Annotated in this window: 6 protein-coding genes; 5 read left to right on the forward strand and 1 reads right to left on the reverse strand. The window is 66.6% G+C overall.

Annotation, left to right across the window (positions count from 1 at the left end; translation table 11 throughout):
- Position 1: 1 nt before the first annotated feature.
- Both ASD47_RS01290 and ASD47_RS01295 read left to right on the forward strand, forming a co-directional pair.
- Positions 2-2,395: a hypothetical protein gene (locus ASD47_RS01290; RefSeq protein ID WP_235525712.1), complete on the forward strand. Its 2,394-nt coding sequence runs from the start codon at positions 2-4 to the stop codon at positions 2,393-2,395.
- A gap of 13 nt (positions 2,396-2,408) precedes the next feature.
- Positions 2,409-4,484 carry an alpha-L-fucosidase gene (locus ASD47_RS01295; protein WP_056750461.1) on the forward strand — a complete coding sequence of 692 codons (2,076 nt, stop codon included), beginning with the start codon at positions 2,409-2,411 and terminating at the stop codon, positions 4,482-4,484.
- 145 nt (positions 4,485-4,629) lie between these two features.
- Here the strand turns inward: ASD47_RS01295 and ASD47_RS01300 are convergent, their stop codons facing one another.
- Positions 4,630-7,563, reverse strand: a complete 2,934-nt coding sequence (locus ASD47_RS01300; protein ID WP_056750463.1) for a TonB-dependent receptor plug domain-containing protein — start codon at positions 7,561-7,563, stop codon at positions 4,630-4,632.
- Positions 7,564-7,948: 385 nt separating this feature from the next.
- Between ASD47_RS01300 and ASD47_RS01305 the strand changes: the two genes are divergently transcribed.
- The 3 genes from ASD47_RS01305 (at position 7,949) to ASD47_RS01315 (ending at position 12,754) form a co-directional block, all read left to right on the forward strand.
- Positions 7,949-8,524 carry an RNA polymerase sigma factor gene (locus ASD47_RS01305; protein WP_056750465.1) on the forward strand — a complete coding sequence of 192 codons (576 nt, stop codon included), beginning with the start codon at positions 7,949-7,951 and terminating at the stop codon, positions 8,522-8,524.
- Entirely contained in the window at positions 8,502-9,458 is a 957-nt protein-coding gene (locus ASD47_RS01310; RefSeq protein ID WP_056750469.1) for a FecR family protein, read from the forward strand. The genes ASD47_RS01305 and ASD47_RS01310 overlap by 23 nt, the downstream gene beginning before the upstream one ends.
- Positions 9,459-9,685: 227 nt before the next feature.
- The gene (locus ASD47_RS01315; protein ID WP_156402055.1) at positions 9,686-12,754 is read left to right on the forward strand and encodes a TonB-dependent receptor; all 3,069 of its coding nucleotides are present in this window, start codon (positions 9,686-9,688) and stop codon (positions 12,752-12,754) included.
- The last annotated feature ends 30 nt before the right edge of the window (positions 12,755-12,784 follow it).

Here is a 12,784-nt window from a genome sequence, read left to right on the forward strand (position 1 = left end):
CATGCTGGCCGCCAGCGCGGCCGCGGCGGCGCAAGCCGAGGACCTGACGCGCGCGCGGCTGGTCCAGACCAGCGCGGAATCGACGATGGCGGCGCGCTTCCTGGCCGAGGAGATCGCTTCGCGCCTCGAACGGCCCTGGGGAGCGGGTTCTGACGCCAAGGCGCCATTGGTGATCGTGGCGCGGCCCGATGCGATCGAGGGGCTGTTGCCCATAGCCTTGCGAGCGACGTGGCGAGCCAATCCCGCCGGGAGCGCGGCCCGGACGCCGGAAGGGTTCTCGGTACGAAGCCTGCGCGCCGGGTCACGGACGGCGCTGGTCGTGGCGGCTGAAACGCCGCGCGGGCGACTGTTCGGCGTCGGCTGGCTGTTGCGCAAGCTGGAGATGGAGTCGGGGAGGGTGGTGGCCCCCAGCGCCTTGGCGATCGACACCGCGCCGGTGCAGGCCGTCCGCGGCGTGCAGATTGGCTACCGCTTCAAGAACAACAGCTACGACGCCTGGACGCTGACGATGTTCGAGCGCCGCGTGCGCGACATCGCGATCTTCGGCGGCAACACGATTCAGGTCATCGCGCCGCTGTCGGACGACGCGGCGACCAGCCCGCTGTTCCCAGCGCCGGCGCTGGAGACGATCGTCGGCCTGTCGGCCCTGGCCGAGCGCTACGGCCTGGACTTTGCGCTCTACTATCCGCAGCTGGCCAAGGACTACGGTGACCCGGAGGCCGTGGCGGCGGAGCTGAAGGCCTTCGAGGCTTTGGTTCGCCGGCTGCCGAAGGTTGACGCGCTGTACGTCCCGGGCGGCGATCCCGGACACACGCCGCCGGACAAGCTGTTTCCCCTGGTCGAGCAGGAGGCGGGCGTGCTGGCGCGCGTCCACCCCGGAGCCAGGGTGTGGCTATCGGCGCAAGGGTTCGACCAAGCGGAGAGCGAGGCGTTCTACGCCCAACTGGCGCGCGGACCCGGCTGGCTGACCGGCGTGTTCTTCGGCCCCCAGACCCGCGATCCCATGGCCGTGCAGCGCCGGCGGATCCCGGCCCGCTATCCGATCCAGTTCTATCCCGACATCGGCCACACGATGCACGCCCAATTTCCGGTTCCGGAGTGGGATCCCGCCTTCGCGATCACCGAGGGGCGCGAGCCGATCAATCCCCGTCCTCTGGGTCAGGCCACGATCTTCCGCCATTTCGCGGCGCTGAACACCGGGGCGGTGACCTATTCGGAGGGGGTGAACGACGACGTCAACATGACGCTGTGGTTTCAGCTGGGCTGGTCGCCGCAAGTCGAGCCGCGTGAAGTACTGGGCGACTACGTCCGCGTGTTCCTCGGTCCGCGCATTGGTGATCAGTCCAGCGACCGGTTCGCCGACGGCGTGATGGCGCTGGAACGCAACTGGTCGGGCAAGGCGGCCGGCAACGCCGGGATCGACGCCACCCTGACCCTGTTCGACGGCCTGGAGCGAAGCGCCTCGCCAATCCAGCGCGCGAATTGGCGGTTCGAGTCCGCGCTCTACCGGGCGGTCTATGACGCCTGGGTTCGTGCGCGGTCGCGGGCCGAGGCGGCGCGGCAGGCCGCGGCGATGGCGGCGCTCGCGCAGGTCTCCACGACTGGAGCAGAGGCCGCCATGGCTCAGGCCGAACACGCCCTGGCTGAACCGGACACGGCGGAAGCCCTGGTCCTGCGCGGCCGGCTGTTCGAGCTGGCGGGACGACTCTACACTCATGCCGGCCTGCAGCTCAGCGTCCAGCGCTACGGCGCCTCGGCGATCGAGCGCGGCGCCAATCTCGACCAGGTAGACGTCTCGCTGAACGACCGGATCTGGCTGACCCGCCAGTTCGCAGACATCCGTGCGCTGACGGACGAAGCCGAGCGCCGGACGCAGCTGGCCAAGATCGGGGATCCGACGATGACCGGGCAGGGGGGCCTGTACGACGACCTCGGTGACCCGGATCGCGAACCGCATCTGGTGCGCGGCCTCGGCTTCGATTGCGATCCCCAGATGCTGGAGAGCGCCATCGACGGCGTCGCCGACAAGGTCCCGGACGACGGCTGGCGCGGAGCTTGGACAACCTATGCCGAGACGCTCTACGACCGGCCGATTACTCTGGTCTATCGAGACCTCGATCCGAAGCGGACGTGGCGGCTGCGCGCCACCTACGCCGGTGAGGACTACCAACTGCCCATGCGCCTGACGGCCAATGGCGTCGAACTGCATCCGCCGCTGCCGCGCGCCACCAATCCGATGACGGTCGAGCTGGCTGTTCCGCCCGAGGTCATGCGGTCGGGCCAGCTACGCCTGGACTGGACGCGCCCGCCCGGTGTCGGAGGGGGCGGTCGCGGCCACCAGGTGGCCGAGGTCTGGCTGATCCCCGATCCCGTTTCTTCCTCTGTTTCCCCCTGACCGGAGCCGATCGATGCGCCCCGAACTTCATCTATCTCGTCGCCGCTTGATGCTGGCCGGCGCCGCCGCCTCGGCCTTGCCCGGCATGGCCTTCGCCGCTGCACCAACGCCCTACGGCGCGACGCCGTCGGCCCGGCAACTGGCCTGGCACGGCCTGGAGACCTACGGTTTCGTCCATTTCTCGATCAACACCTTCACCGATCGCGAATGGGGTTACGGCGACGAGTCGCCCGCCCTGTTCAACCCGACCGATTTCAGCGCCGACCAGATCGTCGCCGCGGCCAAGGCCGGGGGGCTCAAGGCCCTGATCCTGACGGCCAAGCACCACGACGGCTTTTGCCTGTGGCCCAGTCGCTTCACCGAGCACAGCATCAAGAACAGCCCCTACAAGGGCGGCAAGGGCGACATCGTCCGGGAGATGTCCGAGGCTTGCGCGCGCGGCGGATTGAAGTTCGGCCTCTATCTGTCGCCCTGGGATCGCAATCACGCGGACTACGGCCGGCCGGAATACGTCACCTACTATCGCAACCAGCTGCGCGAGCTCCTGACCCAATACGGAACGCTGTTCGAGGTGTGGTTCGACGGGGCCAATGGCGGGGACGGCTATTACGGCGGGGCCCGCGAGGTTCGAAAGATCGGGCCCAACTATTACAACTGGCCCTCGATCGTCGCCTTCGTCCATGAGTTGCAACCCATGGCCGTGACCTTCGACCCCAAGGGCGCCGACCTGCGCTGGGTGGGCAACGAGCGCGGCTTCGCCGGCGATCCGTGCTGGGCGACGATGGACGATGGGCCCTATACCGAGGCCAAGGGCACTAGCGGCGTGCGCGGCGGGTCGGTGTGGTGGCCGGCCGAGGTGGACGTGTCTATCCGTCCGGGCTGGTTCTGGCACGCCTACGAGGACGCCGAGGTGAAGTCTGCAGGACGGCTGCAGAAGATCTATTTCGAGTCCGTCGGCCGCGGCGCGAACCTGCTGCTCAACCTGCCGCCAGATCGCCGAGGCCGCATTCCCGACGAGGACGTCGCCGCCCTGACCGCCTGGGGCAAGGCCCGGCGCGAGTTGTTCGCCCGCAATCTCGCGGACGGGGGCAGGGCCCAGGCCAGAAACGCCCGCGTCGGACATGCCGCCGCCAACGTGCTGGACGGCGTGCGGGATACCTACTGGGCCTGCGACGAGGGCGCGGCGACGCCTGAGCTGACCCTCACCTTGCCGCAGGCGCAGACCTTCGACGTCGTGCGCCTGCGCGAGCACCTGCCGCTGGGCCTGCGGGTGACCGAGTTCGCCCTGGACGTCTGGGATGGCGACTGGCGCGAGATCGCCCGGCATCAGGGGATCGGAGCCCAGCGGCTGGTGCGGCTGGCCGCCCCGGTCACGACGCGCAAGTTGCGCCTGCGGGTGCTGGACGCGCCGGCTGGCCCGGCGATCAGCGAGATCAGCCTGTTCCGGCAACCCGTGCTGGTCGATCCCCCCGCCATCCAGCGCGACCGCGAGGGTCTGGTGTCGATCATCGGCGACGCGCCGGGGCTGGAGCTGCGCTATACGGTGGACGGCTCCCCGCCGACGCGCAACGCCTTGCGCTTCAACGGACCTTTCCCGCTGCCCGAGGGCGGGGAGGTTCGAGCCATTGCGGTCGAGCCGGCCGGCGGCGTGACCAGCGCGCCGGCGCGACGGGCCTTCGACGTGCGGAAATCCGACTGGCGCATCGCCCAGGCCAGTGCTCCGGGCGCCGAGGCGCTGATCGACGACGAGCGCGGCACCGTCTGGCGGGCGCCGGTCCCCGCGCTCGTGGTGCTGGATCTGGGACAGGCCAGGTCGCTGTCCGGCTTTACGCTGCAACCCGCCTGGGACCGACCGCAGGGCGCGGGCGCGCCGGCGGGCTATCGGGTCGCGACCAGCGCCGATGGCGTCACCTGGACGGCGGCAGGCGAGGGCGAATTCGCCAACATCGCGGCCAGCTTGGCGCCTCAGCGCGTGACCTTCGCTCGTCGGGAGGGGCGGTATCTAAAACTGGAAGTTACGCGGGCGGCGGCAGGCGAGGCGCAAGTCGCGTTCGCGGAGCTGGGAGTCATCACCTTGGGCGACGCGTAAGCCCATCTGAGGTGCTTCTTCACGCGAACCGGTTCCGGTTCGCGTGAAGAAACGGCTTGCGGACAAACGCTCGCCGACGTCAGGACCTCAAGGTGCGAGCCGAAGCACAAGCCGCGTCGTCCCAGGACGACGCGGCTTGCCGGTATCAGAAGTTATATTGCAGGCTGATGTTCACCGCCCGGCCCAGCGGATCATAGAGACCCGTATAGGTGTTGGGGTTGTTGGTGGTGCCGTCGACGAAGGTCGCGGGGACGACGGGGGGCGACTTGTCGAACACGTTGTTGATCGCGATCCGCGCCGTCATGTCCTTGACCACCATCACCGACGCCGCCAGGTCGAAATAGCTGTAGGCCTTCATCTTGGTCAGGATCTTGTAGCCTTGGGGACCGGCGCCGCCGTTGAGGGCGTTGTCGGTGCTGTTGGCCGAAAGCTTGGTGTCGCCGATATAGCGCCAAGCCAGCGAGATGTTGCTGTTGCGCCACGGGGTGCTCCAGGTGGCGCGCGCGTTATGCGCCCACTTGGGGGCCGGAGCGTAGCAACTGGGCTGGCCGTAATAGCCCGCGCAGTCCTGAGCGGGCGTGGTCGGCGAGTCCTGGCCCATGCTGTCGATCAACAGCGTGCCGACCAGGTTGAGGTCCATGCGACCGTACTTGCCGATGCCGAAGTTGTAGCCGACCTGAATGTCGTTGGCCTTGTAGTTGAGGATGTTGGTGTTTTCGGTGCCGCCGGAGATGAAGCCGTTGGTCGCCGACGTGCCGTCGAGGCGGCCGGTAGTGGGGTCTCGCTTGACGAAGCGGCAGTAGTAGTCAAGGCCGGTGGTCAGGCAATTCGACAGGGCGACGTTGGCGTCGATATAGCCGATGAAGTCCTTGATCTTGATGTCGACGTGGTCGATCGAGAACATCAGGCCGGGCACGAAGGACGGCGTGTAGACCAGACCCAGGGTCTGGGTGATCGCCTTCTCGGGCAGGAGGTTGATGTTGCCGCCGCCGGCGTAGCGGCGGCAGCCGTTGGGTCCGCAATCGGCGATGGACTTGTTGGTGTATTGCGCGGCCGTCACGCCCGTGTTGGCGCACTGGGCGGCCGTCGGCGCACCGGGCTGGCTGAGCGAGGTCGCCGAGCACGGATCGACGCCATTATAGCTGAAGTTCCGCGGCGAATAGAGCTCGGAGATGTTGGGCGCGCGAGCGGCGGAGTTGTAGCTGAACCGCACCAGCAGATCGCTGACCGGGCGATAAAGCCCTTCGACCTTGGAGGTGTAGAGCTCCTTCTTCTGATTGTCGTACTTGGACGCCCGCAGGCCGGTGTTGAACACCAGGCTCTTGACGAAGGGCAGGTCGTTGGCGATCGGCAGTTGGGCTTCGCCGTACAATTCCTTGACGCCATAGTGGCCGCCGGTGGTACTGAACCAGCCCTCGTAGTCGACGGTGGCCTGGTCGGCCAGGACCTTCAGGCTTTCCCGGCGATACTCCGCGCCCAGGGCGATGGCGACGCCTTCCTTGGCCCAGGGGCTCTTGATCCCGTACTGGCCCAGGTCGCCGGTGATGTTGGCCGTCACATCCCGCTGCTCGACGACGTTCGTCCAGCGGTAGTTGTCGTAGACGTAAGGATAGACCTTCGGGTCGATCTTGTTGGCCTGGAAGATGTTGGCGGCGACGCAGTTGGTGTCGGTCTTGTCGACCACCGACTGGCAGGTCGGCGTGCCGCCGACGCTGACGACGTTCACGGCGCGGGCGAAGCGCGTCGGGTTGATCTCGTTGCGGTCGGACAGGGTGTTCTCGACGCGCGAGGCGATGAAGTTGACGTCATAATGCCAGCCGTCGAACAGGTCGCCCTTCAACCCGCCGCTGAAGCGATAGTCGGCGTTCACGATACGGTTTTGGACGGGCGTGCTGCCTGGCCCCTCCTGCAGCAGGTAGTAGTGGCCATCGACCGTGGTGGTCGTACCCGCCGACGAGCCGCACAGGCTTTGGCCCTGGCTGGCCGATAGGAAGGGGTTGTTGCAACTGATACTGACGTCCTGGTCGAAGGCGCCCGACTGCTGCTCGATCGACACGTCGCGCATCACCAGCAGGTTGGCGTAGGCTTCGAGCGCATCGTTGAAGTGATAGTTGGCGAACAGGCCGCCGGTGAACCGCTTGTCGGAGCGGATGAAGTTCCAGTCCTTGCGGGTGTTGCTGGCGTAGTCGGCGGCGTTGGCCGTCGAGACGAAGCTCTGGGTGCCGTCCTTGTTCATGAAGTAGCCGTTGCCGGCGTTAGGACCGCTGGCGATGTCGAGACGGCCAAACGGCGTGTAGCTGGTGTTGACCGAGCACGACAGCGCGGTGGTGCTGCCCGCCACGCGGCACGATGAATAGTCGCGCGCGCTCCACTTGACCGGTTTCTGGTCGCGATAATCGGCAAAGATGCTGATGTTGCCCTTGTCGTCCGCGAAGTTCTTGCCCGCCGCGAAGTTGATGTCCCAGCGGCCGCCGTCGGTCACATGCTGGGGAGGCACGGGGAAGTTCGGGTACTGCGAGATCAGGCCTCGCATGGCCATGTCGTCGTTGGTGTGCTGGAAGAAGCTGTAGGACCCGTTGACCTGGACGCCGTCGAACTTCTTGTTCAGCACGAAGTTCACGACGCCGGCCACGGCGTCGGAGCCGTAGGTCGAGGAGGCTCCGCCCGACAGGACGTCGACGCGCGAAATCAGGGCCACCGGCACGATGTTGAGGTCGATCGCCTGGACGGGCAGCAGGCGCTCGCCGTCCAGGAGCACCAGGGTGCGCTGGTTGCCCAGTCGACGGAGGTTCACCTTGGCCTGGCCGCCATTGTCGAAGCCGGCGCCGAACTGGTTGTTGTCGGCGCGGACCTGCGGCAGGCGATTGAGGGCGTCCTCGATGTTCATGACGCCCTGGAACTGCAGTTCCTGCTTGTCCATCGTCACGATCGGCGCGGCGGACTGGACGTTCGGTCGGCGGATGCGGGTGCCGGTGACGATGACCGCGTCGACGGTGTTGTCCTTGTCCGCCTTTGTGTCCGCCTGTTGGGCGTGGGCGCCCTGGGAGAAGGCCAGCGCCGACACGGCGATGGACGCCATGAGACCCGCTTTGAGCCGATCAGATCTGCCAATCATTTTGATTATCCCCTAGGCGCGGGTGAATTCCCGGCGTCCCCTAGAGGTCAAGACGGACGCCCGGCGCCGTTCCTTGGTCGGGTTGACGAAATTATGTGATTTTCGCGACAATCGTGGCTTGTCGGTCTTCGGGGCGGTCCAGCGTCATTGAAGTCGACGGGCGGCTGCCTCATCAAAAGGCAGGGGCGGGAAAAGAGGATGGCGACTGTGTTCTTGACTCGCCGCCGCCGCAGGCCGCCCCTACTAGGCGCAGCTTGCTCAGAGTCGCCATTCCGATGACCAACCAGATCGAGCCAAGGTTCTCGGCGCCCGCAAGGTCGTTGGCCGACCCTTCAAGGCGACGCACGCCGTGACGTCCGATCGGGAACACATCGTCAAATGGGTGGCCAACGAGGTCATGCCGCATGAGGCCGGTGTGCGGGCCTGGTTGCGCCGCGCGCGTGTGCCGGCCGACGAAATCGATGATCTGATGCAGGAGGCCTACGCCAAGCTGGTCGGCTTGCAGCGCGTCGACCAGATCGAGAGCCCCGATGGCTATTTCTTCCAGGTCGTTCGCAATCTGCTCACGGATAAGTTACGGCGCGCCAGGGTGGTTCGTATCGAAACGGCTACGGAAATCGACGCGCTGTCCGTCTGTTCTGATGAGCCGTCACCCGAACAGGCCACAGCCGCGCGTCGTGAACTGTCCCGGGTGCAGGCCTTGATTCAAGCTTTGCCGGAACGCTGCCGGCGGGTATTCGAGCTGCGAAAGGTTCTGGGCGTGCCGCAACGTGAAATCGCCCGACAACTGGGTATCAGCGAGAGCGCCGTGGAGAACGAGGCGGTCAGGGGCATGCGCCTGATCATGCGCGCGCTGCAGGAAGAGGGCGCCGAGGTGCGTGGCGACCGGGTGAGAAAGACGAATGACCGATCGCGAAACGGCTGAGGATATCGAGGCGGAAGCCGCCCGATGGGTCTGGCGATTGGATCGCGACGGCCGCATCCCGGAACTGGAAATCCAGCTTGAGGCCTGGCTCGCGGGCGATGCACGCCGTCGTGGCGCCTTTCTGAAGGCCGAGTCGGTCTGGACGTTGCTGGATCGGGCAGGGGGAATTGCATCACGTTCTCTCGCGAGGCCCGCCCGGCCGATATCGCGCCGGGTCCTGCTGGCCGGAGCCGGCGGAGCGATTGCGGCCGCGATGGTTGGGAGCGGCGTCCTGATCCTGCGAGAGGATCGTTTCAGCACCGGCGTTGGCGAGGTTCGTCGTGTGCCGCTGGAGGACGGTTCGGCTGTCGCGATCAACACCGCCTCGGCGGTGGAAGTCGCCTTCCGGCGGACGCAGCGCACCGTTCGCCTGCGGGACGGCGAAGCCTGGTTCCAGGTCGCCAAGGACGTCCAGCGGCCGTTCGTGGTGGAGGCTGGCGCCGTTCGCGTGCGGGCCGTGGGCACGGCCTTCTCGGTGCGGCGAAGAGCCAATGGCGCCGATGTCTTGGTCACCGAGGGCGTGGTCGAGGTCTGGGCCGAAGGGGCGACGCGCGCGCCGTCGCGCCTTAAGGCCGGACAGGGGGCGTTCGTCGATGCGAGTGCTGTCATGCGTCCGGCGGTCGCCGCGCCCGAGGCCGTCGATCGAAAGCTGGAGTGGCGTTACGGCAAGATCGACCTGGCCGGCGAAACGCTGGGCGAGGCGGTCGCCGACTTCAATCGCTACAACGAGCGCAAGCTGGTCATCGCCGATCCGGGGATCGCCGACGAGCGCCTCTACGGCGCCTTCAACACGGGCGGGCCGGACGCGTTCGCCGCGGCGGTCGGCGCTAGCCTGGGGGTCGAGGTCGAGGTTCGCAGCAGTGAAATCATCCTGGGCCGGAGGCGCGCGTCATAACCTGGCCGTCCGCTCCCGAAGACCTCGCAGACGGCGTCGGGCCATCGCCTCGGCCCAGGTCGGCGGGGTCTTCGCACGGACGCCAGCGACGCCTTCTGGCCTGCCTGATTGCGATCGGCGCGGCGTTAGCCCACCCAGCCTTGGCCGGCGTAAAGACCTTCCGGATCAAGGCCCAGGACGCCGGCCCGGCCGTGACTGAATTCGCGCGTCAGGCGGATGTTCAACTGGTGCTGTCGGCCGCCGCGGCGCGAGGCCGACGCACCAACGCCCTGAACGGGACGTTTGATGTCGGCCAGGGGCTGGAGTTGTTGTTGAAGGGGACGGGCCTGCGGGCCCGTCATCTCGCGCCGGGGATCTACGCGGTTACCTTGGAACCTAGACCGCGCCCGCCATCAACGGCGCCTGTCGTGATTCAGTCTGTTCCGTCGACGCAAGTCGCCGCGCCGACTTCGCTGGACGAGCTCGTGGTAACGGGCACGCGCATCCGCCGGGCCAACACCACGGCCGCCGCGCCCGTGACGACCCTGTCCCAGGCGGACCTGCGCTTGAGCGGCGTGCTCAATCTGGAGGAGGCGATCAACCGACTCCCCGAGGCGCGCGCCGACTCGACCCAGTTCACCAACGGCTCGGATGCGGACGGGCGAGCCCAGATCAATCTGCGGAATCTGGGTCATCAGAGGACCCTCGTCCTGCTCGATGGCGAGCGCCTGGCCCCAGTGCAGGCGGTCGATCTCAACATCATACCGGCCGCCCTGGTTCGGCGGGTCGACATCCTGACGGGCGGGGCCTCGACCACCTATGGCTCGGACGCGGTCGCTGGCGTCGTCAACTTCATGCTCGATCGCGATTTTGAGGGCGTGCGAATTGATGGCGGCTACAGCGTCTATCAGCACGCCAATGACGACGTCGCCGTTCGCGGCGTAGTCGCGGAATTCGCCAACATAAGGGCTCCGGCGGAGCGCGTCACCGATGGCGTCCGCAAAGATCTGACGATTGCGGCGGGGAGGCGGTTCGCCGGAGGACGCGGCGAAATCGCCCTTTTTGGCGCCTACCGCAGCCAGGATCCGGTGCAGTGGAAGGATCGGGACTTTTCCGCTTGCCGGATCATCGCGAGTGAGGATAACGGCGCGCCGTCCTGCGCGGTCAGCGCGCTCTATACCCACCATGGCCGCTTTCGGCCGCTTACCGGTCCTTCGGCGGGGCAGGTCTTCTACACCGGGGCGGATGGCGCGTTCGCGCCGGAAGCCGACCGCGACCTTTATGCAGCAAACACGCGCGAGAACTTCAACTTCATGAGGTCGGACGAGCGGCGCTCCGCGGGTGCTTTCGTGAACTTCGGGGCATCAAGGGCCGCGCAATTCCGCGCCAGCCTGCTCTACATGAAGGACGCGACCTACAGCCAATTCTATCCCTACATCAACACAGCGGAAGTCCCCGCGGGGGGCTTCCAGGTCAATTGCCGCAATCCGTTTCTATCGCCAAGCCAAGCCGCTCTGCTGTGCGGTTCCGCGGTCGGCTCTGACCAGTTGGTCTCAACTCAATACACCGCGATCATGGGCGGCCCGGGCAGCCGACCGTTGCGCGCGGAAGCCATCAACCAGGACTACAGGATCAGCCTGGGCCTGAGCGGCGAGGTGTTCGACCACTGGCATTATGATCTGTCAGCAATCCGCTCGACGGTTTTCAGTTCGCTCTCCGACAGCAACGAGGTCGATCCGAGCCGGCTCAACAAGGCCCTGAACGTTGAACTGGTTGACGGCATCCCGACCTGCGTCGCCAAGCTCAACGGAACCGATCGCGCCTGCGTGCCGGCCGACATCTTCCGGCAGAACGGTCTCGACCCGCACTTCTACGCCTACGCCTACCGCGACTATGTCTGGGCAAACCACTATGGCCAGACGGACCTGATCGCCAACCTATCGGGAGACCTGACGAGTTATGGCGTGAAGAGTCCATGGGCCGGCCAGGGCGTCGCGGTGGCGCTGGGCGTCGAATATCGGGCCGATTCCCTCAAGCAGAAGATCGACCCGGCGGCGCTGGAGTTCGAACAGCTGAGCCCGCCGTTGCGCGGTCGCCAATCGGTGCGCGAATTCTACGGCGAGCTGCAGGCGCCCATCGCCGAAGGGCGGCCCTGGATCGAACGGCTGGAGATCAATGCGGGGGTCCGTTATTCCAACTACAATACCGACCACAGCCTCCTGGCGACCCGGAAATACGAGCTGCAGTACCAGCCCACGGCTGACTGGCTGGTCCGCGCCAGTCTCAACAAGGCTGCTCGCGCGCCGAACATTTCCGAACTCTATACCGGCTCCACCTATGGCGTGATCGGCCTGTCGGATCCGTGTTCGGGCTCGTCTCCGGCCGCAAGCCTCATCGCCTGCCAGCGCACCGGCGTGACCGCCGCGCAATACGGCCACATCCCCAACTGTCCGGACCAGCTGTGCCAGACCTATGGCGGCAACGGGAATCGAAGCCTTCGTCCCGAAAACGCAAGGACCCGGACCATAGGCCTGGTCTATACGCCGCGCGGTCTGCCCGGCTTCAGCGTCTCCGCCGACTACTACCGGATCGCGGTGAAAGGCTATATCGGCCCGATCCTCGCCGACAGCGTGTTTCAAAGCTGCTTGAGCACGGGCCAGGACTACTACTGCCGGTTCGTGCATCGCTCGGCGGACACGGGGGCTCTGTTCGGCAGCCCGGCGACCGGCGGATATATCGCCACCGGCGCCCAAAACACCGCATTGCTGATCAACGAGGGCGTGGACGTTCAGGCCAGCTATGACATGTCGCTGGGTGCGCTCGGACGGCTTGGTCTCAATCTGACCGGCATGCGACTGATCACCACTGGCGGCAGGAGCGCGCCGGACGATCCTTTGCGCAACTGCGCCGGCTATTTCGGGCCGCCCCAGTGCTATGCGCCGCAGCCGCTTTGGCGTCACAACCTTGCCGCCACCTGGCGGTTGCCCTGGCGTGAGGCGGTCGTGTCGCTCAACTGGCGCCATGTCGGCCCGACGCGGCTGGCGGCCAACAGCTCCGCCCTCAGCGCCGGGGCGCCGCCCTATGCCTATCCGTCGTTCGCTCGGCTGGAGGCCTACGACTATCTCGATCTCGGGATCTCGATGCGGCTGCGTCCCGGCCTGACCATCCGCCTGGTGGCCAACAACCTGTTCGACCTGACCCCGCCGGTCGTTCCGTCGACCTTCGTGGACGGCACCACCAATAACCCCAACACCTACACCGGAACCTACGACCCGCTAGGGCGCGACCTGCATCTCGCCTTCAGTCTGGGCTTCTAGCGCCGGCCCGTTTCATCCCTCATTCGAGTC

This window comes from Caulobacter sp. Root1472 (assembly GCF_001426985.1).
GTDB classification, from domain to species: Bacteria; Pseudomonadota; Alphaproteobacteria; order Caulobacterales; family Caulobacteraceae; genus Caulobacter; species Caulobacter rhizosphaerae.